This is a genomic window from Streptomyces sp. NPDC086549, assembly GCF_044746205.1.
Classification (GTDB): Bacteria; Actinomycetota; Actinomycetes; order Streptomycetales; family Streptomycetaceae; genus Streptomyces.
On sequence record NZ_JBIVBS010000003.1, the window covers coordinates 592437 to 616674 of the forward strand.

Below are 24238 nucleotides of genomic sequence, written 5' to 3' on the forward strand. Positions count from 1 at the left end.
GTGTGCGGGCCTCCCTAGTCTTCGCCCCGGCGCTGCACCAGGCGCCAGTTGATGATCGAGAAGAGGATGACGACGAGGAAGACGCCCCACGCCACGGCGGCGCCGTAGCCGAAGTCGTTGTTGTCGAAGGTCTGCTGGAAGAAGTAGAGGACCATCGTCCGGCCGGCGTGGCCCGGACCGCCCGAGAACGTCGAGTCGTTGGCGGTCGTCTGCAGCAGCACCTGCGGTTCGGAGAAGCTCTGCAGACCGGTGACGGTCGACACCACGAGCACGAAGAGCAGCACCGGCCGCATCATCGGCAGTGTGATCCGGAAGAAGGTCTGCACGGGACCGGCACCGTCCATACGGGCCGCCTCATACAGTTCACCGGGGATTGTCTGCAGTCCCGCGAGGAAGATGATCGCGTTGTAGCCGGTCCACTGCCAGGTCATCAGCGTGGCGATGGCGATCTTGATGCCCCATGGTGTGTTCAGCCAGGCCACCTGGTCGAGGCCGACAGCCTGCAACAGTGCGTTCACCAGGCCGAAGTTGGTGGAGAACACCGAGCCGAAGATGATCGCGACCGCCACCACCGAGGTGACGTTCGGCAGGAAGTAGGCGAAGCGGTAGACGTTCTTGAAGCGGACCGCCGAGTTGAGCAGCACGGCCGTCACCATCGCCAGGAAGATCATGGGGAAGGTGGCCAGCGCCCAGATGACGATCGTGTTCCCGACCGAGTTCCAGAACTCGCTGTCGTCCAGCAGGTACTGGTACTGCGACAGGCCCGCCCACTCCATCGGGCCGAGGCCGTCCCAGCGGTGCAGGGAGACGTACAGGGAGAAGCCGACGGGGATCAGGCCGAAGGCGAGGAAGAGAAGGTAGAAGGGCGAGATGGCGGCGTAGAGGTGCCAGTACCTGCGCACACCGTTTGCGGGCCGCGCGGCGGGCGTGTCCGCCGGTGCCGCCGGGGGTCTGTCCAGTGCGGGGACGGTGGCCATCAGTGGCTCACCCCCAGGTGGTCCGCTATGCGCCGGCATGTGCTCATGGCGTCGCTCCAGGCCTTCTTCGGGTCCTTGCCCAGGACGCCGACGTTCTTGATCTCGTCCTTGAGGGGCTGTCCGAGCGCCACGTCGAACGGGCTGTTGTAGGCGACGGCGATCTTCTGTGCGGCGGGCCCGAAGACGTCCATCGTGACCTGGCCGCCGAAGAACGGGTCGGGCTCCCGCAGCTGCTTGAGGCCGTAGGAGGCGGGAGTGGAGGGGAAGAGGCCCGCGTCCACGAATCCCTGGGCCTGGTTGGCTGCATCCAGTATCCAGGTGATGATCTGGAAGGCCCGCTCGGGCTCCCGGCACGCCTTGGTGATCGACAGGAACGAGCCGCCGTTGTTCGAGGGCCGCACGGGCATCTGGGCCACCCTCCACCTGCCCTTGGTCTTCGGCACACCGCTCTTGATGTCGTTGGTGGCCCAGGAGGCGTTGAGCTGGCTGGGCAGCTTGCCGTCCTGGATGGCCGACAGCTGGTCCGGAGTGCCGTTGACGAAGTCCGAGACGATCCCCCGCCGTTTCGCCTCCACGGCCAGCGCCCAGGCGGCGCGCACATGCTCCTGGTCGCCGATGAAGCGGCGGTCCTTGTCGACGTACCGCTTGCCGCCCTGCTGCACCGCGTTCTCGAAGACGCTGTTGACGTCGGTGAGCAGGGAGGTCCCCGGGATCCGCTTCTTGAGCCGCTCGCCCGCGGCGAAGAACCTCTCCCAGGTGTTCAGCTCCCGGGACACGTCGGCGGGTTCGTACGGCAGCCCGGCCCTGCGGAAGACGTCGTACTGGTAGAAGTGCGCGACCGGGCCGCAGTCGATGGGGAAGCCGACCATCGTGCCGTCGTCGGCGATGCCCTGGTCCCACTTCCACGACAGGTACCGGCTGCGGTACTTGTCCGCGCCCAGCGTCCGCAGGTCCACGAACTGGCCGGCGTTGGGCAGGTAGGACGCCATGTCCTCGCCCTTGAGGCCCGCGATGTCGGGGATGCGGGCGCGGCCGGTCATCGTCGTGATCAGTTTGGACCGGTAGTAGCCGCCGATCTTGATGGCCTGCAGGTCGACCGTGCTGTCGTAGCGGGCCCTGGCCTTCTCGACGACCGTGTCGCCGAGGCCGCCGTCCCAGTACCACAGGACCATGTTCCGGCCGGTCGAGCCGGTCGGAACGGCACAGCCGGCCGCCAGGCCGCCGAGCGCCGTGGCGGCCGCCGGGGCCAGGCCCGCGCGCAGCAGGCCTCTTCGTGAGAGCCGCACAGCTCCCACCGCCTTTCGGATCTGTTCGGGACTTACGTACGGGGTGTCAGTGCTGCCGTGCGGGCGGGGTGACGGGGGCGTACGTCACCGGCGGGCCCACTTGCGCCGGGATGCGGTCCGCGAGGAAGCCGTACGCCCGCCGCAGTCCGGGGTCGGTCAGCGAGCGCCACCAGCGGTCCACGCCGTACCAGCCGGGGGCCGCCAGTGCCCCGCCGTGGTGCCGTACGGACAGTCCGGCCGCGAGCACCGCGAACCGCAGCCGCTCCGTCAGCGGCCACCCGCCGAGCGAGGCCGCGACGAAGCTCGCCCCGAAGACGTCACCGGCGCCCGTGGCGTCGAGGACATCGATGTCAAGCGCCGGCACCTCCGCGTACTCGCCGGTCGTCTGGTCCACGGCGACGGCCCCGGCACCGCCGCGGGTGACCACGGCCACCGGCACGAGCTCGCAGAGCGCGCCGAGGGCCGCCACCGCGCTGTCGGTGCGCGTGTAGGCCATCGCCTCGGTCTCGTTGGGGAGGAAGGCGTGGCACAGGGCCAGCTGGTCGAGCAGGTCGGTGGACCACCGCTGGGCGGGGTCCCAGCCGACGTCGGCGTAGATGTGCGTGCCGTTCGCGGCGGCCTTGGCGATCCACTCGCGCGGTTCGGCCTCGAGGTGCACGAGGGCCGTGCGCGCCTCGGGCGGGTCGCCCATCAACGCGTCCTGCGAGTACGGCGGTTCCTGGCCGTGGGTGACCAGGGCCCTGTCCCCGCCCTGGGCCAGGGAGACGGTGACCGGGGTGGGCCAGCCGTCGGCGGTGCGGGAGAGGGAGACGTCGACGTGCTCCTGGCCGGCGAGGACGTCACGGCAGTACGCGCCGTAGAAGTCGTCGCCGAAGACCGTGGCCAGCGAGGTCCTGAGGCCGAACCGGGACGCTGCCACCGCCAGGTTGGCGATGCCGCCGGGGCCGCAGCCCATGCCGCCCGTCCAGATCTCCTCGCCGGGTGTGGGCGCCTTGCCCAGCCCCGTGAGGACGAGGTCGTAGAAGAGCAGCCCGGTCAGCACCACGTCGGGCCGGTCGTCGTCCACGGATACGTCCTCTCGTTCTGGAGAGCTCGTCAGAACTCTTCATTTCGGTGACCGGAATCGTGCGCCGCTCCTCGACATTGGTCAATACCCGAGCAGAACTGAGCATGGATTTGATTGAAGATGACGAGTAGTGTTCATGGCGTGCTGGCAGAACGACGACATCAACTCATCCTGCGGGCCCTGCGCTCCGGCGGTCCCGCGGCCGTCACCGACCTCTCCGGACAGCTCGGCGTGAGCCCGGCCACGATCAGGCGCGACCTGCTCAAACTGGAGGAGGACGGCCTGCTCACGCGGGTGCACGGCGGCGCGGTCGCGGAGGAGGGGGACCAGCCCTTCGCCGAGGTCGCCGAGGTGCGGGTGCCCGAGAAGGACGCCATAGCGGCGCGCGCGGCGGCGATGGTCAGGGACGGCCAGTCGGTACTGCTCGACATCGGTACCACCGCCTACCGGCTGGCCCGCCAGCTGCACGGCCGCCGCCTCACCGTGATCACCAGCAACCTGGTGGTCTACGAGGAGCTCGCCGACGACGAGGGCATCGAGCTGGTGCTGCTCGGCGGCATGCTCCGCCGCGAGTACCGCTCCCTGGTCGGCTTCCTCACCGAGGACAACCTGCGCCAGCTGCACGCCGACTGGCTCTTCCTCGGCACCAGCGGAGTGCGCCCCGGCGGGCAGGTGATGGACACGACGGTCGTGGAGGTGCCGGTCAAGCGGGCCATGATCAAGGCCAGTGACACGGTCGTCCTGCTCGCCGACTCGGCGAAGTTCCCGGGTACGGGGATGGCGAAGGTCTGCGGTCCCGAGGACCTGGACGTGGTGGTGACGAACGCGCCGGTCGACCCGGCGACCCGCTCCTGCCTGGAGGAGGCGGGCGTCGAGGTGGTCCTGGCGGGAAAGGTGCAGTCGTGAAGCTGACGATTCTGGGCGGCGGAGGATTCCGTGTGCCGCTCGTGTACGGGGCGCTGCTGTCGGACCGTGGCGAGGGGCGGGTCACTGAAGTCGTTCTGCATGATCTGGACGACAGTCGACTGTATGCAGTCGCCCGTGTACTGGCTGAACAGGCGTCGACCGCGGTCGACGCCCCCCGCGTGACCGCCACGACCGACCTCGACGAGGCACTGCGCGGCGCCGACTTCGTGTTCTCCGCGATCCGCGTCGGTGGCCTGGAAGGCCGGGCGAACGACGAGCGGGTGGCGCTGGCGGAGGGCGTCCTCGGCCAGGAGACCGTCGGCGCGGGCGGCATCGCCTACGGTCTGCGGACGGTTCCGGTCGCCGTCGACATCGCCCGGCGGGTGGCCCGCCTGGCTCCCGACGCCTGGGTCATCAACTTCACCAACCCCGCGGGCCTCGTCACCGAGGCCATGTCCCGTCATCTCGGCGACCGCGTCATCGGCATCTGCGACTCGCCGGTCGGCCTCGGCCGCCGTATCGCCCGGGTGCTCGGCGCGAACCCGGGTGAGGCGTGGATCGACTACGTCGGTCTCAATCACCTCGGCTGGGTGCGCGGCCTGCGGGTCGCCGGCCGCGACGAACTCCCGCGCCTGCTCGCCGACCCCGACCTGCTCGGCTCCTTCGAGGAGGGCAAGCTCTTCGGTACCGACTGGCTGCGGTCCCTGGGCGCGATCCCCAACGAGTACCTGCACTACTACTACTTCAACCGGGAGGCCGTCAGCGCCTACCAGCAGGCCGAGAAGACCCGCGGCGCCTTCCTGCGCGACCAGCAGGCCCGCTTCTACCAGGAGATGCGCGACCCCGGCGCCGCGGCCCTCGCCGCCTGGGACCGCACCCGCGCCGAGCGCGAGGCCACCTACATGGCCGAGAACCGGGAGACGGCCGGCGTCGGCGAGCGCGACGCCGACGACCTCTCGGGCGGCTACGAGAAGGTGGCCCTCGCCCTGATGCGGGCCATCGCCCGCGACGAACGCACCACGCTGATCCTGAACGTGCGCAACGCGAGCACCCTCTCCGTGCTCGACCGTGACGCCGTCATCGAGGTCCCCTGCCTGGTCGACGCCAACGGCGCCCACCCGGTCGCCGTCGACCCGCTGCCCGGCCACGCGACGGGCCTGGTGTGCGCGGTCAAGGCGGTCGAGCGCGAGGTGCTCGCCGCCGCCGAGTCCGGCTCCCGCGCGAGCGCCGTGAAGGCCTTCGCGCTGCATCCGCTGGTCGACTCCGTGAACGTCGCCCGTCGGCTCGTCGGGGGCTACACCGCCGTCCATCCCGGCCTGGCTTATCTTAAGTAAGCGCTTTCACCCCCGCTTCCTGGAGACTTCCATGCACGACGAACGCCGCCGGATCGAGGAGCGCGTCGAGCGCCTCCACAATCAGCGCATCAAGCCCGCGATCTACGCGGCCGCCGTCCCCTTCGAGGTGGAGGCCTGGCAGGCCCCGGGGGAGCCGGTGCCCTTCGAGGAGGCGGCGGCGGCCCCGTACGAGCCCTTCTCGATGGACACCCCGTGGGGCCCGCCGTGGGGGACGACCTGGTTCCGGATGCGCGGACAGGTGCCCGCCGCGTACGCGGGCAGGCGCGTCGAGGCCGTCATCGACCTCGGCTTCGTGGGCGACTGGCCCGGCAACCAGGCCGAGGCCCTCGTCCACCGCACGGACGGCACCCCGCTGAAGGCCGTCAACCCGCTCAACCAGTACGTGCCGATCGCCAACCCGGCCGCGGGCGGCGAGGAGATCCACTACCTGGTGGAGGCCGCCTCCAACCCGGACATCCTGGCCAACGACTTCGCCGGCCCGACGCTGTTGGGCGATGTACTGACAGCAGGCGACCGTCCACTGTATACATTCCGCCGTGCCGACATCGCCGTCCTCGACGAGGAGGTCTGGCACCTCGACCTCGACGTCCAGGTGCTGCGCGAGCTGATGCTGGAGCTCGGTGAGCACGACCCGCGCCGGCACGAGATCATGCACGCGCTCGACCGGGCGATGGACCTGCTGGACCTGGACGACATCTCGGGCTCCGCGGCCGGGGTGCGCGCCGCCCTGAAGCCGGTCCTGTCGAAGCCCGCGCACGCCAGCGCGCACATCGTCTCCGGAGTCGGCCACGCGCACATCGACTCCGCCTGGCTGTGGCCGATCCGCGAGACCAAGCGCAAGACGTCCCGCACCTTCTCCAACGTCACGTCCCTGGCCGACGAGTACGAGGAGTTCGTCTTCGCCTGCTCGCAGGCCCAGCAGTACGAGTGGGTGCGCGACAACTACCCGCACGTCTGGGCCCGTATCCAGGAATCCGTGAAGAAGGGCCAGTGGGCGCCGGTCGGCGGTATGTGGGTCGAGGCCGACGGCAACCTGCCCGGCGGCGAGGCCGTCGCCCGCCAGCTCATCCACGGCAAGCGTTTCTTCATCGAGCACTTCGGCATCGAGACCAAGGGGGTCTGGCTGCCCGACTCCTTCGGCTACAACGCCGCCTATCCGCAGCTCGCCAAGCTCGCCGGCAACGAGTGGTTCCTCACCCAGAAGATCTCCTGGAACCAGACCAACAAGTTCCCCCACCACACCTTCTGGTGGGAGGGCATCGACGGCACCCGCATCTTCACCCACTTCCCGCCGATCGACACCTACAACGCCCGCTTCAGCGGCGTGGAGATGTCCCGCGCGGTGCGCAACTACAGCGAGAAGGGCGGCGCCACACGGTCGCTGGCCCCCTTCGGCTGGGGCGACGGCGGAGGCGGCCCCACCCGCGAGATCATGGAACGGGCCCGCCGCCTCAAGGACCTGGAGGGCTCCGCGCGGGTCGAGATCGAACACCCCGACGCGTTCTTCGCCAAGGCCCTCGCGGAGTACCCGGACGCCCCGGTGTGGGCCGGCGAGCTGTACCTGGAGCTGCACCGGGCCACCTACACCACCCAGGCGCGCACCAAGCAGGGCAACCGCCGCTCCGAACACCGGCTGCGCGAGGCCGAGTTGTGGGCGACGACGGCCGCGCTGCACGCGCCGGGCTACGCGTACCCGTACGAGCGGCTCGACCGCCTGTGGAAGACGGTGCTGCTGCACCAGTTCCACGACATCCTGCCCGGGTCGTCGATCGCCTGGGTGCACCGCGAGGCCGAGGCCGAGTACGCCCGGGTGGCGGGGGAGCTGGAGGAGCTCACCGCCGAGGCCGTGGCCGCGCTCGGCGGCGGCGCCACGCGCGTCTTCAACACCGGCCCGTACGACCGCGCCGAGGTGGTCCGCACGGCGGACGGCACCCCGGTGTACGTCCAGGTGCCCGCGAGCGGCAGCGCACCCCTCACCGGCGCCGAGCCCCCGCAGCCCGTGACGGTGTCCGGGCATGTCCTCGACAACGGGCTGGTCCGTGTACAGGTGGCGGAAGACGGCACACTGTCGTCCGTATACGATCTGCGGGCGAACCGCGAGGTCCTCGCGGACAAGGGCAACCTGCTGCGCCTCCACACGGACCTGCCCAACTACTGGGACGCCTGGGACATCGACAAGCACTACAAGAACCGGTACACGGACCTCCTGGAGCCCGACTCGGTCGCCGTCGTCGAGAACCACCCGCTGGTCGGCGCGATCCGCGTCACCCGCTCCTTCGGCAAGGGCTCGACGATCACCCAGACGATCACCGTCCGGGCCGGCAGCTCCCGCATCGACTTCGAGACCGAGATCGACTGGCACGAGGCCGAGAAGATCCTCAAGGCGGGCTTCCCGGTGGACGTCCGGGCCGCGCACTCCTCCGCGGAGATCCAGTTCGGCCACGTCCAGCGCCCCACCCACACCAACACCAGCTGGGAGGCGGCCCGTTTCGAGGTCTCCGGCCACCGCTGGGTGCACATCGGCGAACCCGGCTACGGCGTGGCGGTCGTCAACGACTCGACCTACGGCCACGACGTCTCCCGCACGGTCCGCGAGGACGGAGGCACGACCACCACGGTCCGCCTCAGCCTGGTCCGCGCCCCGCGCGTCCCCGACCCCGAGACCGACCAGGGCCGGCACCGCTTCACCTACTCCCTGCTGCCGGGCGCCGGCATCGAGGACGCGGTCGCCGAGGGCTACGCCCTCAACCTGCCGCTGCGCGTGGCGGATGCGGCGGGCGCGCCCGGACCCGTCGTGTCCGCCGACGGCGAGGGCCTGACCGTCGAGGCGGTCAAGCTCGCCGACGACGGCTCGGGCGACGTCGTCGTACGGCTCTACGAGTCCCGTGGCGGCCGCGCGAGCGGAGTGCTGCGCACCGGTTTCCCACTCGCCGGCGCCCAGGTCACCGATCTGCTGGAGCGCCCGCTGGCGGAGGCGGAGGTGGCGGACGGCGCGGTCGTCGTCGGGCTGCGGCCCTTCCAGATCCTGACCCTGCGTCTGCGGCGCGCCCGGGAGAGCTGAACCATGCCCGTGCAACCCTGGTTCACCGACGCCAAGTTGGGGATCTTCGTCCACTGGGGGATCTACGCGGTCGACGGCGTCCAGGAGTCCTGGTCGTTCTACGACGACATCGTGCCGCACGACCGGTACATGTCCCAGCTCGGCCGTTTCACCGCGTCCCGGTACGACCCGGGGGCCTGGGCGAAGCTGTTCGCCCGGGCCGGCGCCAGGTACGCCGTCCTGACCAGCCGTCACCACGACGGTGTCGCCCTCTGGGACACGGCCCACGGCGAACTCGGCCTGGGCCGCGACTTCATCACCCCGTACGCCGACGCCCTGCGCGCCGAGGGACTGAAGGTCGGCCTCGGGACCGTACGGGGGCTGCCGGCCGGCCATCACCACGGCCCGAGCACCCTCTCACCGGACGGCCGCACGCTGTATCTGACCCTGTTCGACGCCCCGCGCGCCCCGTTCGGCGTGCGTGGGCTGCGGACCGGGGTGCGGCGGGTGACCGTGCTGGGCAGCGGCAGGGAGCTCGGTCACCGGGTCGTCGGCGGTCTGCACGAGGCGCCGGGCGTGCTGTGGATCGATCCGCCCGCCGCGGCCGACCTGGACCCGCATGCCACGGTGCTCGCCGTGGAGCTGGAGGGCGAACTGGAGCTCTACCGGGGGGCGGGCCGCTTCTGACGGCGCTTCACGGCGGTGGGTTCATTCGGGCCGGCCGGTCGCTCCCCGTGACAGCGGCCGACCGGCCCGATCCCCCGTTCCCCCGCGGTGCTTCCCCCGTTCCCCCGTGTACTTCCCCCGTGGTGCTTCCCCCGTTGTTCCCCCGTACTTCCCCCGTGGTGCTTCACCGTTATGAGCCGGCGGGGCGGCCCCTGATACACCCCGGCGCGAAAAAATCTCCAGGAAAAATCTCCGGAGGTCCCGGGAGAGGGAAGAAGTCCCCCCGGCCCAGGATCCGGGGGGACGTCAGAGGTGGTGCGCGGTGGTGCGTGGTGGTGCGCTCAGCCGGTGAACCCGGACGTGATCGAGGTGAACTGCCAGTTGTTCTGGCTGATGCCGGAGCAGTTGCTCACCACGCCGCCACCCGCACAGGGCCGGTCGCGGTTGACGGACCAGAAGGCGAGGCGGGCGATGTGGTGGGAGTTGGCCCAGTCGCGGATCTGGGTCCAGATCGCCGGGGTCGTCGTCTCCTGCTGGTCGGACAGGCCGTTCATGCCGGAGATGCCGATGTGGGAGTACGCGGTGGCGTCGTCCCACCCGAAGGCCGACTTGAGCTTGGCCTTCAGACCTTCGGCGGCATTGACGGTGTTGCCGTACATGTCGGAGCCGCCGCCGAAGTCGAACGGCATGATCGTGAAGACGTCGATGTCGGCGCCGAGCGACTGGGCCTGCTCGATGAGCCGGTTGCCGTAGTAGGTCGGGCCGGTCGTCGAGGTGCCGAAGGTGACGATGGTCTTCAGGCCCGGGTTGTTGGCCTTGACCGTCTTCAGGGCGGTGAGGATCTTCGCCTGGACAGCCTCGTTCTCGAACTCGTCGCTGTTCTCGATGTCCATGTCGACGGCCTTGAGGCCATAGGCGTCGACGACCTTCTGGATCGCCCCGGCGAGCGCGCTCGCGGATGAGCAGTTGGCGCCGAGCTTGCTGCCCTGCCAGCCGCCGAACGACGGGACGATGTCACCGCCCGCGGAACGGATCTGGTTGATCGCGCTCTGGTCGGCGCCGCCGGTCAGCGCCCGGCTGCCGTCCCAGGCGGGAGTGCAGCCGCCCGAGTCGAGCACGAAGGCCATCGTGAACCACTTGATTCCGGTCGCGCTCATCACCGTGGTCGGGCTCGGCGGGTCTCCCCAGCCCTCGTACAGGTACGGTGCGGCCTGTTTGAAACCGGTGCCTCCGCCGCTGCCCGCGTCCGTCGTGACGGAGACGGAGCCCGAGGCCGCGGAGGTGTTCCCGGCCGCGTCCCGCGCCTTCACGGTGAAGGTGTACGGCGTGCTCGGCGACAGCCCGCTGACCGTGGCGGTCGTACCGGAGACGCTGAGCACCTGACTGGAGCCGCTGTAGATGTCGTAGGCGGTGACACCGACGTTGTCCGTGGCGGCGTTCCACTTCAGCGACACGCTGGACGAGGTCTTGCCCGTCGAGGTCAGGCCCGTGGGCGCGGTCGGCGCCTGGGTGTCGCCGCCTCCGCCGCCGCCCGGGCCGTCCAGGCTGATGTCGTCGGCGTAGTACGTGCCCTGCGCGTACCAGCCGTGGACGTAGATGGTGGCGCTGGTCTGCGAGGCGCCGGTCGTGAAGGACACCGACAGCTGGCTGTACGCCGACGGGGACGTCGTCCAGTTCGAGGCACCGCCGTTCACCCCGAGGTAGACGTAGGAGCCGCGCACCCAGCCGCTGAGCGTGTAGGTGGTGCTGGGCTGGACCGCGACGGTCTGGGTGCACTGCGCGTTGTCGCTCGAACTCACCGCCCCCGCAAGGGCCTTGGAGCCGCCGTGCACGGGGGAGGAGACGACCGAGCCGAGGTTGCCGGTGCAGGTCCAGGGGGAGAGGCTGCCCGACTCGAAGCCGGGGTTGGTGAGGATGTTGGCCGCCTGGGCCGTACCGGGCAGGGCGACGGCTCCGGCGAGCGCGAGGGCCGCGGAGCCGGCCAGGGCGAGCAGGCGGTGTCTGAAACGTCCGAGTGTGTTGCGCACGCGATCTCCCTGGAGGAATGGGGGTGTTCGGGAGTGCACGGATGTGCGGAAGGGGTGCGCAACCAAGTTGGTATGGACCAATCACGGTGTCAAGGGGCTGCGCCATGATTGGTCCAGACCGGTGTGGGGTGTGAGTGCGGCCTAGGCGGGCGCGACGGCGGTGGCGGTGGCCGTGGCCGTGGCGGTGGCCTCGGCCGTCGCTTCCGCGGCGGGTTCGAGGACGGGGGCGGGAGCGGGCACCGCCGGGAGCAGGGGCTCGGCCTCGTCCGTCCGCTGCTGCGGAAGCGTCACGGGACGCAGCGGACGCGGTCCGGACACCACCGTGTAGTCCTGGCCCAGGAACGGCGGTTCGATCTCGCCCGGGTCCTCGCCGAGCGCCAGCTGCACCGCCGCCCAGGGAGCGTTGACGCCGCACAGGGACAGCTGGTGCAGGCCGCCCGCCGGGCGCGTGTTGACGTCGAGCAGCACCGGCCGGTCGCCGTACATCCGGAACTGGATGTTGGACAGGTAGTGCAGTCCGAAGCCCTCCGCGATCAGCCGCGCCGGCTCCAGCCACTGCTCGTGCAGCGTGAAGCCGCGACGGCGGCCGTACTTGGTACGGCCCACGGCCAGCCGGACCCGGTTGTCGGGACCGGTGAGGCAGTCGACGGACACCTCCGGCTGTTCCAGGCGCGGCATCACCAGCCAGTCCACGGGCTGATCGGCCCGCTCGAGCGCCTCCACCACCAGGTCCAGCTGGACATAGGGGCCCGGGAAACCGTTGAGGTGGAAGAGCGAGAAGGGGGCTCGCGTGATGACGCGGAAGCCGACCCCGCCGGCGCCGGCGGCCGGCTTGAAGCAGGCCTTGTGGCCGTCCGCCTCCAACTCCTCGACGGCTGCGACGAGTTCGCCGGCCGTCCGGACCCGCCACCAGGGCGGCACCGGGACGCCGACCGAGCGGACCGCCTCGTAGGCGGTCGCCTTGTCCTCGAAGACGGCCACCCCCTCCGGTGTCGGCGCCAGCAGAGCCGTACCGACCGCCTCGAAGTCGGCGCGGTGCGCCACGACGGCCGCCTGGTGCAGCCGGGGCACGAACACGTCGATGCCGCGTCGTGCGCACTGGTCCAGGGCGTATTCGACGTACGCGGCCGGGGACAGGCCCTCCGGCTCCAGGTCGGCGGTGTCGGCGGCGGCGAGGACGGGGGAGTCCGCATCCCCGTGCGTGGCATGGATCTCGACCGCCCGGTCGCTGGGATTTCTCCGCAGCTGATCCATGAAGAACACGTTCTCCGCGTACGTGCGGTTGAGCCAGACGCGTACGCGAGAGAGCATGCAGGCCGCCTTTCGGGGTTTTCGGGCAGGGCGGAGCGGCCCGTGCCCGGGCTGGGGTGGTTGGAGGGACACCAAACCGCCCTGCGCGAAGGGACGTCCGTGGCGGTGGTGTTGGGGCGATCATACGGCTTTCAAGAGCCTCGGCGTGCAACGCGCATGTTACGGATTTCCGGCTTCTGTCGAACAACTTCCCGCCTGCTCGCTCGGGCGGCCGCTCCTCCCGGCCGACCCCCTTCGGACACCCGCCGTCCGGCCGTCCTGCTTTCCCCTTGTCCGGTGACGGTGAATGTGTTCTCGTGTTCATCGGGTGATCGAAAGGGGTGACGGGTGGAGTCGACGGCCGGTGGTGCCGGGCAGTTGCTGGCCATCAGCGACCTGCACATCGGGTACGCCGAGAACCGTGCGCTCGTCGAGCAGATGCGCCCCGGGACGGACGACGACTGGCTGATCGTCGCCGGTGACGTCGCGGAGACCGTGGCCGACATCCGCTGGGTCCTGGAGACCTTCACGGCCCGCTTCCGCAAGGTCCTGTGGGTCCCGGGCAACCACGAGCTGTGGACCCACCCGAGGGACTCCGTCACGCTGCGCGGCGTCCCCCGGTACGACCATCTGGTCGAGATGTGCCGGGACCTGGGTGTGACCACCCCCGAGGACCCCTACCCCGTCTGGGGCGGCCCCGGCGGCCCGGTGGTCGTCGCGCCGCTGTTCCTCCTGTACGACTACTCGTTCCTGCCGGCCGGATGCGCGACCAAGGAGGAGGGCCTCGCGTACGCGCACGGCACCGGCATCGTCTGCAACGACGAGTATCTGCTGCACCCCGACCCCTACCCCACCCGCGAGGCCTGGTGCCGCGCCCGGGTCGCCGCGACGGAACGCAGGCTCGCCGAGATTCCGGACGGCCTGCCCACCGTACTGATCAACCACTACCCCCTCGACCGGCATCCGACCGACGTCCTGTGGCACCCCGAGTTCGCCATGTGGTGCGGCACCGGCCTCACCGCCGACTGGCACCGCCGATTCCGGGTCGCCACGATGGTCTACGGTCATCTCCATATCCCGCGGACCACATGGCTCGACGACGTCCGCTTCGAAGAGGTGTCCGTGGGATATCCCCGCGAGTGGCGCAAGCGTCCCGAACCCCCGGGAAGGCTGCGCCGCATACTGCCGATGGAGGTCGGATCCGGTGATCGAGGAGCTGCTCCCGGACTCGGTCGTGGCCGTGGAACTGCACGGTGACGACGCGATCCAGGACGCCCCGCTCTATCCCGAGGAGGAGGCGCTCATGGCCCGCGCGGTGGCCAAGCGCCGCCGCGAGTTCTCGTCCGTGCGCGCCTGCGCCCGGCAGGCCATGGAGAAGCTCGGTGTCCCCCCGCAGCCCATCGTGACCGGCGAGAGCGGGGCCCCGCGCTGGCCGGACGGGCTGGTCGGCAGCATGACCCACAGCGAGGGCTACTGCGCCGCCGCCCTGGTCCGCGCCGCCGACCTGGCCTCCCTCGGCATCGACGCCGAACCGGACGAACCGCTCCCGCAGGACGTCGTCTCCTACGTCTTCCTGCCCACGGAGAACGAGCGTCTGCGCCGGCTCGCCGAGGAGCGCCCCGGCATCCACTGGGACCGGATCCTGTTCAGCGCCAAGGAGTCCGTCTACAAGGCGTGGTTCCCCCTCACCGGGCGGTGGCTGGATTTCGCGGAGGCCGACATCGAGGTCTTCGCGGACCCCGGCGAGCGGCCGCACGGCGGTCTGCGCGCCGAACTCCTCGTCCCCGGCCCCTGGGTGGGCGGTCACCGCGTCCAGCGGTTCGAGGGCCGGTGGAGCGCCCAGCGCGGCGTCGTGACCACCGCCGTCGCCGTGCCCCACTCAGGGCCCCGCTCCTGAGGGCCCCACTCCTGAGTGCCGGTCTGCCGAGGCCCGGTCTCAGGGCTGCGGACACCACAGGTGCAGCAGCCTGAAGAACTCCTCCTCGTTGCCCGCGAGTCCCGCGTCGGCCAGGGCCCGCTCCGCCTCGGCGAGCACGGCGGGCGGCACGACGACCGGCCCGCCGCCGTCCGGCGGGCCGTCGAAGGCCGCGCGCACCGTATGAAGCAGTCGCAGGTAGGCCTGTACGGCGGTGCGCTCGTGGTCGGTCAGTACGGCGGTGGGCATCGGTCGGCTCTCCCCGGTTCGGTGTCACGGTCGCGCGCCCGCGGGACGCGTACCTCCAGCTTGCCGTCCACCACTGACAACGCCGTTGGGTCACGTGCCGGTTCGCCCGCTTAGCGGAGGCGAAACCTCACCGAAATCCCGTGGGGGAATGCCTCTCTACGCTGGAGGGAACGGATTTCGGGCCGCGCATGCGCAGCTGCGGACGCGGTTCACGGCGACGGGAGGCTGAGACGTGGTCGACGTCTCGCGACGGCGCCCCGCGCGCGCCGCACGGCTGCGTCCGGTGGGCGACGGAGAACTCGAACTGCAGTACCGCGTCGTGCACGGCTACCGCCGTGCCTTCCGCATGGCGGGCGACGGCCCGGCGCTGGTCCTCGTCCACGGCATCGGGGACTCCTCGGCGACCTGGGCGGAACTGATCCCCCAGCTCGCCCGCAGCCACACCGTGATCGCCCCCGACCTGCTCGGCCACGGGGCCTCGGACAAGCCACGGGCCGACTACTCGGTGGCCGCGTACGCCAACGGGGTGCGCGATCTGCTCACCGCGCTCGGCATCGAGTCCGCGACCCTGGTCGGGCACTCGCTCGGCGGGGGAGTGGCGATGCAGTTCGCCTACCAGTTCCCGGAACGCACCGAGCGGCTCGTCCTGGTCAGCGCGGGCGGCGTCGGCCGCGAGGTCATCCCGGTGCTGAGACTGGTGTCACTGCCCGGCGCCCACCTCATGCTGTCCACGCTCCGGCTGCCCGGCATGCGCACACAGGTCGGCCTCGCGGTCCGACTGATGCGGCTGCTGGACACGGACCTCGGCCAGGACGCCCCGGAACTGCTCACCCTCGTCGACGCCTTGCCGGACGAGACCTCGCGCAACGCCTTCATCCGCACCCTGAGGGCCGTGGTCGACTGGCGCGGCCAGGTGGTCACCATGCTCGACCGCTGTTATCTCACCCAGGGCATGCCGACCATGCTGCTGTGGGGCGACCGGGACAGCGTCGTGCCGGTACGGCACGCGTACGGCGCCCACGAGGCGATGCCGGGCAGCCGGCTGGAGATCTTCGAGGGCGCGGGCCACTTCCCCTTCCACTCCGACCCGGCCCGATTCCTCGCCCTGGTCGAGGAGTTCACGTCCACCACCGCACCCGCCGACTGGAGCCGCGACCACTGGAGCGAACTCCTCCTCGCCGGCCGTCCCGCGGGCCACCCCGACACCGCCCGCACCCGTGAACTGGAACGCGACCTGCGCGAGGCTAGCGAACGCAGTGCGACGTGACATTTGCTCGGTCGCCTTCGGGGCGCTTTCAGCCGGTGTCGAGGGCCCGATCGTGCTCAGCCCTTCGGGCCTGCGCGCGTTCGGGCTCTCGACACCGGCGCGCCCCCTTCGGCTCTCTCGCGGCCGACGCGTCGGGAAAGGTGCTCTTGGACGGCCCTTGCCGTTTGCCGGTGTGGCAGGGGTGCCGGGGTTCAGCCGGTGTGCCCGGGGTGATGTTCAGCCCTGGGGGCCCAGATAGCCCAGCGAGGCTTCGATGCGGCCCGCCAGATGGTCCCGCTGGACCGGGCCGCGCAGAGCCGAACCGGCGAGCCAGGGGCGGCACTTGCTGGCGAGCAGCAGCCCGAAGGTCTCGGCGTCCCGCTCCTCGTCGAGGTCGAAGCGGGTACGGGCGGCCGCCCTCTGGACGGTCGCGTGGAGGGCATCCCGGTCCATGTCGTCGCCCAGCAGCCGGGTGGCGACGGCGACGCCTTCGACGTGGTGGCCGGTGTGGTCGGCCGTCATGTGCCACAGCTCGTGGCCGAGGATCACCAACTGGTGGTCGGGCGCGGTGCGTTCCTCGACGACGATGAGGTCCTGGTCGGTCATGTCGAGCCACAGCCCGCTGGCCGTCCCGGGCGGGAAGACGGCCGTACGGAACTGGACGGGACGGCCGCGGCGGCGGCTCATCGCGTCGCACAGTGCGGTGTACAGGTCGTCCGGCCGGGCCGGCGCGGGCAGCGTCAGCTCTCCGACCAGTTCGCCGCACAGCTTGCGCATGTCCCTGCCGATGCCCACAGTTCTCCCCCGGATCACGACTCGGGCCGCTTGACGTTCTCCAGGAGCATGTCCAGCCACTCCGCGACCTTGTCCCGGTGCTGGTCGGTGGGCAGCTGCGCGGCGCGCCAGGCGATCCCTCGCACGCCGTGGTCCTGCAGCAGTCGCTCCAGCGGGTCCTCCGCGGCCTCGGCCGCCGCCCGCTCCCGGTCGGCGAGCTTCTGCAGGAGCTCCTGCTCGGTGCGCTGCAGGACGCCCGCGAGGGCCTCGGGGTCCTCCGCCGTGAGGAATCCGGCGTGCACGCGGAAGAAGCGCTGGATGGCGTCGCCGTGCTCCATGGTGGGGCGCCGGTCGCCGTTGATGAGGGCGCCGGCCTGCTGCCGGGACATGCCCGCGCCGTCGGCTATCTCCTGCTGGGTGTACCGGCGCCCGTTCGGCTTGAGCCGGGTGCGGCGCAGCAGGTCGAGGCGTTGCAGGAACCTGGCCTGCACATCGGGCTCGCCCGCGGGGCGGCCGCTCAGCAGGGCCCTGACCACGGGCTCGGGGACGCCGCAGGCGACCGAGAGCCGTCCGACGTGGAAGACCTCGGTGTGCGGTACGCCGAGCCGGTCGGCGAGCGCGGCGACGCGGGCGACGACGGCCGGCAGCTGGGCGGTCGCCGTGGCACCCGGATCCACGTAGCCATCCGTCACCGACAGAACTCCTACGTCTCTCATGGGCTTCAGTGGCTTCTCACAAGCGATTGCCGTGAACTTCCCGGAGAGTAGCGGGTGCTTCGAACTCACATCCAGGTCTCGCCACAACTGTGGCCAATTTCAGCCGTCAACAGGCATGAAATGCCACGATAGTTGACATGACTCTTGTCGGGGCAGCAGGATCACAACGCCGCGTGAAGGCCGCATAGGCAAGAGGGGTGACCTCCCGATGGCATATCAGGCAGGTGGGCAGCGGCCGGCGCCGCGGCCCGTCCCCGAGGGTCTTGAGGCCCAGGCGTATCTCCAGGACCACGCCGCGCTTCTGGAGGCCGTCGCGTTCCCGTCCGTCGTCTTCGACCACCGCTGGGACGTGGTGCTGGCCAACGGTGCGTTCGAGGCGCTCTTCCGCGGTGTCGGGCCGCACCCCACGGCCATGCCGTGGGACAACCTTCTCCGGTTCGTCCTGTTCCACCCCGACGCGGGAACGGTTCTCGGGGAGCACGAGGCACGCTGGTGCCTGCCGATGCTCGCGCACTTCAAGGCGGCCCTGGAGCGGTACGGCCACGACCCCGAGCTGCAGGCCGTCCGCCGGGAGATCGCCCAGGACCCCATCATGGAGGCCGCCTACCGGCACGGACTGCCGCACTGGATCCGAGCGGTGGGCGACGAGGCCATGGAGCACGACGGTGCCGTCCGCCCCCTGATCCACCCCGACCCGCGCTGGGGCGCCACCGAGTGCCGCATCGTCGGCGACACCCCCAGGATGCTCCAGGCGATGGGCTACACGCGCCTCACCCTGGTCCTGCGCGACCCCCGCCGCCCCTCCGCGGCCCCGCGCCGCCCCCGCCGCACCCCCGGCACCCCCACCCACCTGACCGTCGTACCGGCCCCGGACGCCTGACCCGGCACCGTCGGCGTTCAGGTCGCCGACGGCGCCGGGCGGCACCCGCGCCCACCCCGTCCCGGGGGTCACGGCTCCCGGCGGCACGCCCGGTCCGTGTGACGGTATTCGGCCGACTTCGGGGAGTCCCCGGGCATGCGCCCCGCCTCACCCGGCGGCCACGACCAGCACCAGCGGCACGCTCCGGCACGGGACCAGCCGTGTCCCCGCGAACGTGGTGGCGCGCGCCCGCTCCAGCACGGCCCCGAAGTCCGGCCCCCGGGTGAGGGAACCGGCGAGGTGCGAGGGGTCCGCCGAGGCGGCCACCCGGCCGCGGGCGTTCACCAGGTGGGCCGGGCCGGGCAGCTCCCGCAGCAGGGGCAGCGCGGCCGTCTCGAAGTGCCGCAGATACACGTCGGCCGCGGCCACGCCCACGAAACGGCCCGCCACCGTGACCGGCGCAGACAGGGTGAGGCTGTACTCGTCGGAGCAGAGGTAGTCGACGTACGGCCCGGCCACGGCCCGCCGCCCGGTGTCGCGGGGCAGGGCGAACCAGTCCCAGTGCGTGTAGTCCGAGTAGGCCGACTGGTTCGGGTCGAGATCGAGCAGCAGCGGTCGTACGTCCCCCTCGGAGTCCGTCTGCCACCACTCCAGCCACGCGGGTACGTCAGTCAGCAGACCCGGTGCCGCGACGAAACCGGCTCCCGAGACCAACTCCTGCCGGGTCAGCCGCAGATGCAGCCCCGGACGCAGCGCGGCCAGATCGACGGAGGCGGGCCGGCGGCCCTGCTCGCGCACCCGGGCCAGCAGCGCGGCAGTCTCGGCCCGGGTCTCGGCCACGGCGTCGAAGACCGCCTCCAGCGCCTCGCCCACCCGGGACGCCACGCGCTCCTCGGCCGACGCGTCGAGCGTGGCGGCGCCGGGACGGGAGCTCCTGCTCATGGCGCCCTCCAGCGGACGGGGACCGTCGACGGGTCCTGCCGTCGGCGGGTCCTACAGGGTGAGGCGCACGGCGATCAGCCGCGCCGTCGACTCCTGTACACACCTTTCGGCCAGCGTGCCGGCCGAGGCGTGGGCCCCATCTTGCACGGCCGAGATCACGGAGCGGTGACGGTCGGCGGCTTCTTCACGATATTCGTCGTCCCCGAACACGAGGCACAGCAGCGCCCCCACCTCCGTCTGCAGGGCCACCTGTTCGCGGGTGAGCCGGGCGGACTGCGCGGCGGCCGCCAGCTCCACGTGGAACCGGCCGTACATGCGGCTGCGTGCCGGCGCGTCCTCGGCCCGCGCCAGCTCCTCGGCCGTACGGCGCAGTTGCACGAGATCGTCCGGCTCCGTGCGCTGCGCGGCGAGCCGGGCCGCGGCGCCCGACAGAGCGGCCCAGTGGTCGCCGAGGTCGCGGAGTTCCTCGGTGCTCCAGCCGCGCAGCCGGGCCTTGAGCCGCTCCTCGCCCGGGACCTCGGGCAGGGAGACGAAGCTGCCCCCGCCGCGTCCCCGGCGGGTGGTGACCAGGCCCTGCTGGCGCAGCGCCATGAGCGCCTCCCGCAGGGTCACCGTGGACACGCCCAGCTGCCCGGCCAGCTCGCTCTCCCCGGGCAGCTGCTCGCCGTCGGCGAGCAGCCCCAGCTCTATGGCGTCACCGAGCCTGCGGACGACCGCGTCCACCCGCGCCTGGTTGTCGACCGGCGCGAACACGGCTCTGCGGGCCCCGCCGTCGGTCGGTTGCTTCACGGTCACCACCTTGCACGTTGACTCAAGTTTTACCCTAAGGGAGCCTTGAGATTTGAACTATGACTTCATATGTTTCCCTTCAACGATCAAGAGCGCCAGAAAGGTTCCCGTCCATGGAGGGAATTGCGATCCGGCTCGAAGGACTGCGGAAGTCGTTCGGGGACACGGCCGCCGTCGCGGGGGTCGACCTGGACATCCGGGACGGCGAGTTCTTCTCGATGCTCGGCCCGTCCGGATCCGGCAAGACCACCGTCCTGCGCATGATCGCCGGCTTCGAGACCCCCACCGGCGGCCGGATCGAACTGGCCGGACAGGAGGTGACCGGCCTCGCCCCCTTCGAGCGGGACGTGCACACCGTCTTCCAGGACTACGCCCTCTTCCCGCACATGACGGTCGAGCAGAACGTCGCCTACGGCCTCAAGGTCCGCAAAGTGCCCAAGGCGGAGCGCCTGGTCCGCGCACGCAAGGCGCTGGCCGAGGTACGCCTGGACGGGTACGGCAAGCGCCGCCCCTCCCAGCTCTCCGGCGGCCAGCGCCAGCGCGTCGCCCTCGCCCGCGCCCTGGTCGGCCGCCCCCGCGTCCTGCTGCTCGACGAACCCCTCGGCGCCCTCGACCTCAAGCTGCGCGAGCAGATGCAGGTCGAGCTCAAGGCGCTCCAGCGCGAGGTCGGCATCACCTTCGTCTTCGTCACCCACGACCAGGAGGAGGCCCTGACGATGAGCGACCGCATAGCCGTCTTCCACCAGGGCGTCATCGAACAGGTCGGCACCCCCGCCGAGATCTACGAACGCCCGGCCACCCCCTTCGTCGCGTCCTTCGTGGGCACCTCGAACCTTCTGGTGGGCGAGTCCGCCCAACGCGTCGTCGGCAGCCTGGGCACCTACAGCATCCGGCCCGAGAAGATCCGTGTCCTGAAGGAGTCCGCGCCTGCGGACGAGCCCGAGCACGCCACCGCCGTCGGCACCGTCGCCGAGGTCGTCTACCTGGGTGACGCCACCCGATTCCTGGTCGACCTCGACGCCGGCGGCCGCCTCACCGCCCTCCAGCAGAACCTCGAGACCTCCGCCGAGGACGTCGCCGCCTACCGCGGCTCCCGGGTCCGCCTCCAGTGGCACCGCCGCCACACGGTCCAGGTCCCCGACGCCGCCCGCTGAACCCCTCCTCACCCATGGAGAACCCCGTGCGCCACACCCGAACCCTCCAGGCAGCGGCCGCCGCGGTGCTGCTGCTCGCCGCCACCGCCTGCGGATCCTCCGGCTCCGGCGGCGGCTCCTCGGCCACCGGCCTCAACCCCCCCGACCTCAAGGCCCAGACGAAGCTCGGCAAGGCCGAGGGCCAGGTCAACCTGATCGCCTGGGCCGGCTACGTCGAGGACGGCTCCAACGACCCCAAGGCGAACTGGGTCGGCGACTTCGAGAAGCAGACCGGCTGCCAGGTCCACTCCAAGGTCGCCGCCAGCTCCGACGAGATGGTCAAGCTGATGAAGACGGGGGAGTACGACGCCGTCTCCGCCTCCGGCGACGCGTCCCTGCGCCTGATCGCCTCCGGCGACGCCGCCCCCGTCAACACCGCCCTCGTACCGAACTACAAGGACGTCTACGGCGACCTGAAGCTGCAGGCCTGGAACTCGGTCAAGGGCAAGGCGTACGGCATCCCGCACGGCCGCGGCGCCAACCTGCTGATGTACAACACCGAGAAGGTCACCCCCGCCCCCACGTCCTGGTCCGCGGTCTTCGACGACGCCTCGAAGAACCAGGGCCACGTCACGGCCTACGACTCCCCGATCTACATCGCCGACGCGGCCCTCTATCTCAAGGCCACCAAGCCGGAGCTGGGGATCAAGGACCCGTACGCGCTCGACCAGAAGCAGTTCGACGCCGCCGTGGCCCTGCTGAAGAAGCAGAACGCGAACATCGGCGAGTACTGGAGCGACTACCTCAAGGAGATCTCCGCCTTCAAGAGCGGCGACTCCGTGGTCGGCACCACCTGGCAGGTCATCGCCAACCTCGCGGCGGGCGAGGGCGCCAAGGTCAAGGCCTTCGTGCCCAAGGAGGGTTCCACCGGCTGGTCGGACACCTGGATGCTGTATGCAAAGGCCAAGCATCCGAATTGTGCATACAAGTGGCTGGACTGGATCATCTCGCCGAAGGTCAACGCCCAGGTCGCCGAGTACTTCGGTGAGGCGCCGTCCAACGCCAAGGCCTGCGCCGAGACCAGCGACAAGAACTTCTGCACCACCTACCACGCGGCCGACACCGCCTACTGGAAGAACATCGCCTTCTGGAACACGCCCATCGAGCAGTGCCTGGACGGCCGCACCGACGTCAAGTGCGTGCCGTACGCCAAGTGGGTCCAGGCCTGGACCGAGATCAAGGGCTGAACCACATGACCGTCGTCGCGCAGACCGCCGGGCAGCCCTCCAGGGGCACCGTCCGGCGGCTCGCCGGACTGCTGCACCGCCGCCCGCGGCTCCGGCTCGCCCTGCTGCTGACCGCCCCGCTGCTGTGGCTGGTCATGCTCTATCTCGGCTCGCTGACCGTGCTGTTCGTCTCCGCGTTCTGGACGACGAACTCCTTCACCTCCGAGGTCGTGAAGGTCTGGTCGACCGACAACTTCCACGAGCTGTTCACCACCCCCGTCTACCGGCAGGTGATCCTGCGCAGCATCGGCGTGGCCCTCGCGGTCACCGTCCTGTGCGCGCTGATCGCCTTCCCGGTCGCCTTCTACACCGCGCGGGTGGCCCGGCCGAAGTGGCGCCCGCTGCTCGTGGTCGCGATCCTCACCCCGCTGTGGGCCAGCTACCTGGTCAAGGTGTACGCCTGGCGGCTGATCCTGTCCCAGGGCGGACTCGCCGACTGGATACTGGCGCCGTTCGGCCTGAGCGGCCCGGGCTTCGGACTCCCGGCCGCCGTGCTGACACTGACGTACCTGTGGCTGCCGTACATGATCCTGCCGATCCACACGGCACTGGAGCAGCTGCCCGCCAACCTGCTCGACGCCTCCGCCGACCTGGGCGGCCGCCCCGGCCGCACCTTCCGCTCCGTCGTGCTCCCGATGGTGCTGCCCTCCGTCGCCGCCGGATCGGTCTTCACCTTCTCGCTCAGCCTCGGCGACTACATCACCGTGCAGATCGTCGGAGGCAAGACCCAGCTCATCGGCAACCTCGTCTACTCCAACATCGAACTCAACCTGCCCATGGCCGCCGCGCTCGGCACGGTCCCCGTCGTCGTGATCGTGCTCTATCTGCTGGCGATGCGCCGCACGGGCGCGCTCAGCAGCCTCTAGAGGGGTGTTCTCGTCATGCAGCTCTCGCGTCCCGCGCGCATCGCGCTGCGCATCGCCGCCGGGTTCGGCTTCGCGGTCGTCTACGTGCCGCTGCTGCTGGTCCTCGTCAACTCGCTGAACCCGGACCGGAGCGCGAGCTGGCCGCCGCCCGGACTGACCACCCACTGGTGGTCGGTGGCCTGGCACAACTCCGGCGCGCGCAGCGCCCTGTGGACCTCCGTCAAGGCGGGCCTCGGCGCCACCGCCATCGCCCTCGTCCTCGGCACGCTCATCGCCTTCGCGGTGGTCCGGCACCGCTTCTTCGGCCGTGACGCGCTCTCCTTCGTGGTCGTCCTGCCGATCGCGCTGCCCGGCATCGTCACGGGCATCGCGCTCAACTCGGCGTTCGGCACGGTCCTGGAGCCGCTCGGGGTGGGCCTCGGCCTGTTCACCGTGGTCGTCGGCCACGCCACCTTCTGCATCGTGATCGTCTTCAACAACGTCGTCGCCCGGCTGCGCCGCACCTCCGGCTCGTACGAGGAGGCGGCGATGGACCTCGGCGCGAACACCTTCCGCGCCTTCGCCGACGTCACCTTCCCGCTGGTGCGCTCGGCACTGCTCGCGGGCGCGCTGCTCTCCTTCGCGCTCTCCTTCGACGAGATCGTGGTGACCACCTTCACCGCCGGGCCCGGCATCCAGACGCTGCCCATCTGGATCTTCGACAACATGACCCGCCCCCAGCAGGCGCCGGTGGTGAACGTGGTGGCGGCCGTGCTCGTTCTGCTGTCCGTGGTCCCGATCTACGTCGCCCAGCGGCTGTCGGCGGACACCGCGACCGGCAGCCGGGTGTAGGAGGACCCGGACCACCTAC

22 protein-coding genes are annotated in these 24238 nt (G+C 70.8%); 12 read left to right on the plus strand and 10 right to left on the minus strand.

The window, feature by feature from the left end:
- Window positions 1–14: 14 nt before the first annotated feature.
- Genes ACIPSA_RS13600 through ACIPSA_RS13610 form a run of 3 tightly spaced genes read right to left on the minus strand, consistent with a single transcriptional unit; the run spans window position 15 to window position 3329 of the window.
- The gene (locus ACIPSA_RS13600; protein WP_402633130.1) at window positions 15–977 is read right to left on the minus strand and encodes a carbohydrate ABC transporter permease; all 963 of its coding nucleotides are present in this window, start codon (window positions 975–977) and stop codon (window positions 15–17) included.
- The gene (locus ACIPSA_RS13605; RefSeq protein WP_402633132.1) at window positions 977–2263 is read right to left on the minus strand and encodes an ABC transporter substrate-binding protein; all 1287 of its coding nucleotides are present in this window, start codon (window positions 2261–2263) and stop codon (window positions 977–979) included. The genes ACIPSA_RS13600 and ACIPSA_RS13605 overlap by 1 nt, the downstream gene beginning before the upstream one ends.
- A gap of 46 nt (window positions 2264–2309) precedes the next feature.
- Window positions 2310–3329 (minus strand): PfkB family carbohydrate kinase, encoded by a 1020-nt coding sequence (locus ACIPSA_RS13610; protein ID WP_402633135.1) that lies wholly within the window; start codon window positions 3327–3329, stop codon window positions 2310–2312.
- 141 nt (window positions 3330–3470) lie between these two features.
- Between ACIPSA_RS13610 and ACIPSA_RS13615 the strand changes: the two genes are divergently transcribed.
- Genes ACIPSA_RS13615 through ACIPSA_RS13630 form a run of 4 tightly spaced genes read left to right on the plus strand, consistent with a single transcriptional unit; the run spans window position 3471 to window position 9317 of the window.
- Window positions 3471–4235, plus strand: coding sequence for a DeoR/GlpR family DNA-binding transcription regulator (locus ACIPSA_RS13615; RefSeq protein ID WP_402633138.1), 765 nt, complete (start codon window positions 3471–3473; stop codon window positions 4233–4235).
- Window positions 4232–5569, plus strand: a complete 1338-nt coding sequence (locus tag ACIPSA_RS13620; RefSeq protein WP_402633141.1) for a 6-phospho-beta-glucosidase — start codon at window positions 4232–4234, stop codon at window positions 5567–5569. Before ACIPSA_RS13615 ends, ACIPSA_RS13620 begins: the two co-directional genes overlap by 4 nt.
- A gap of 31 nt (window positions 5570–5600) precedes the next feature.
- A complete protein-coding gene (locus tag ACIPSA_RS13625) occupies window positions 5601–8651 on the plus strand; it encodes an alpha-mannosidase (protein ID WP_402633144.1) in 3051 nt (1016 codons plus the stop codon).
- Between the two features lie 3 nt (window positions 8652–8654).
- On the plus strand, window positions 8655–9317 hold the full coding sequence (locus ACIPSA_RS13630) for an alpha-L-fucosidase (protein WP_402633147.1): 663 nt from the start codon (window positions 8655–8657) through the stop codon (window positions 9315–9317).
- 320 nt (window positions 9318–9637) lie between these two features.
- On the opposite strand, the gene ACIPSA_RS13635 is transcribed toward ACIPSA_RS13630, so the two are convergent.
- Window positions 9638–11323, minus strand: a complete 1686-nt coding sequence (locus ACIPSA_RS13635; protein ID WP_402633150.1) for a carbohydrate binding domain-containing protein — start codon at window positions 11321–11323, stop codon at window positions 9638–9640.
- A 141-nt stretch (window positions 11324–11464) separates the two neighbouring features.
- Window positions 11465–12634: an ATP-grasp domain-containing protein gene (locus ACIPSA_RS13640; RefSeq protein WP_402633153.1), complete on the minus strand. Its 1170-nt coding sequence runs from the start codon at window positions 12632–12634 to the stop codon at window positions 11465–11467.
- Between the two features lie 327 nt (window positions 12635–12961).
- Between ACIPSA_RS13640 and ACIPSA_RS13645 the strand changes: the two genes are divergently transcribed.
- Window positions 12962–13870: a metallophosphoesterase family protein gene (locus tag ACIPSA_RS13645; RefSeq protein ID WP_402633156.1), complete on the plus strand. Its 909-nt coding sequence runs from the start codon at window positions 12962–12964 to the stop codon at window positions 13868–13870.
- Window positions 13818–14510, plus strand: a complete 693-nt coding sequence (locus ACIPSA_RS13650; RefSeq protein ID WP_402633159.1) for a 4'-phosphopantetheinyl transferase — start codon at window positions 13818–13820, stop codon at window positions 14508–14510. Before ACIPSA_RS13645 ends, ACIPSA_RS13650 begins: the two co-directional genes overlap by 53 nt.
- Before the next feature lie 39 nt (window positions 14511–14549).
- Here the strand turns inward: ACIPSA_RS13650 and ACIPSA_RS13655 are convergent, their stop codons facing one another.
- Window positions 14550–14777: a hypothetical protein gene (locus ACIPSA_RS13655; RefSeq protein ID WP_402633162.1), complete on the minus strand. Its 228-nt coding sequence runs from the start codon at window positions 14775–14777 to the stop codon at window positions 14550–14552.
- Between the two features lie 232 nt (window positions 14778–15009).
- Between ACIPSA_RS13655 and ACIPSA_RS13660 the strand changes: the two genes are divergently transcribed.
- Window positions 15010–16044: an alpha/beta fold hydrolase gene (locus ACIPSA_RS13660; protein ID WP_402633165.1), complete on the plus strand. Its 1035-nt coding sequence runs from the start codon at window positions 15010–15012 to the stop codon at window positions 16042–16044.
- A 216-nt stretch (window positions 16045–16260) separates the two neighbouring features.
- On the opposite strand, the gene ACIPSA_RS13665 is transcribed toward ACIPSA_RS13660, so the two are convergent.
- Window positions 16261–16800 (minus strand): toxin-antitoxin system, toxin component, encoded by a 540-nt coding sequence (locus ACIPSA_RS13665; RefSeq protein ID WP_402633783.1) that lies wholly within the window; start codon window positions 16798–16800, stop codon window positions 16261–16263.
- A 32-nt stretch (window positions 16801–16832) separates the two neighbouring features.
- The gene (locus tag ACIPSA_RS13670; RefSeq protein ID WP_402633168.1) at window positions 16833–17489 is read right to left on the minus strand and encodes a helix-turn-helix domain-containing protein; all 657 of its coding nucleotides are present in this window, start codon (window positions 17487–17489) and stop codon (window positions 16833–16835) included.
- Window positions 17490–17721: 232 nt separating this feature from the next.
- Here ACIPSA_RS13670 and ACIPSA_RS13675 point away from each other — a divergent pair, with 232 nt between their 5' ends.
- Window positions 17722–18393 carry a hypothetical protein gene (locus ACIPSA_RS13675; RefSeq protein ID WP_402633171.1) on the plus strand — a complete coding sequence of 224 codons (672 nt, stop codon included), beginning with the start codon at window positions 17722–17724 and terminating at the stop codon, window positions 18391–18393.
- Window positions 18394–18540: 147 nt separating this feature from the next.
- Here the strand turns inward: ACIPSA_RS13675 and ACIPSA_RS13680 are convergent, their stop codons facing one another.
- Together ACIPSA_RS13680 and ACIPSA_RS13685 are read right to left on the minus strand one after the other, a co-directional pair.
- A complete protein-coding gene (locus ACIPSA_RS13680) occupies window positions 18541–19314 on the minus strand; it encodes a cache domain-containing protein (RefSeq protein WP_402633174.1) in 774 nt (257 codons plus the stop codon).
- A gap of 51 nt (window positions 19315–19365) precedes the next feature.
- Window positions 19366–20112 carry a FadR/GntR family transcriptional regulator gene (locus ACIPSA_RS13685; protein ID WP_402633177.1) on the minus strand — a complete coding sequence of 249 codons (747 nt, stop codon included), beginning with the start codon at window positions 20110–20112 and terminating at the stop codon, window positions 19366–19368.
- A gap of 104 nt (window positions 20113–20216) precedes the next feature.
- On the opposite strand from ACIPSA_RS13685, the gene ACIPSA_RS13690 reads away from it, so the two are divergent.
- From ACIPSA_RS13690 to ACIPSA_RS13705, 4 genes are read left to right on the plus strand one after another with little or no spacing between them, the layout of a single operon-like run.
- Entirely contained in the window at window positions 20217–21257 is a 1041-nt protein-coding gene (locus ACIPSA_RS13690) for an ABC transporter ATP-binding protein (protein ID WP_402633180.1), read from the plus strand.
- 26 nt (window positions 21258–21283) lie between these two features.
- Complete coding sequence (locus ACIPSA_RS13695; protein WP_402633183.1) at window positions 21284–22483, plus strand: ABC transporter substrate-binding protein; 1200 nt, start codon at window positions 21284–21286, stop codon at window positions 22481–22483.
- Window positions 22484–22488: 5 nt separating this feature from the next.
- Entirely contained in the window at window positions 22489–23388 is a 900-nt protein-coding gene (locus ACIPSA_RS13700; protein ID WP_402633186.1) for an ABC transporter permease, read from the plus strand.
- A 15-nt stretch (window positions 23389–23403) separates the two neighbouring features.
- Window positions 23404–24219, plus strand: a complete 816-nt coding sequence (locus tag ACIPSA_RS13705) for an ABC transporter permease (protein ID WP_402633189.1) — start codon at window positions 23404–23406, stop codon at window positions 24217–24219.
- The last annotated feature ends 19 nt before the right edge of the window (window positions 24220–24238 follow it).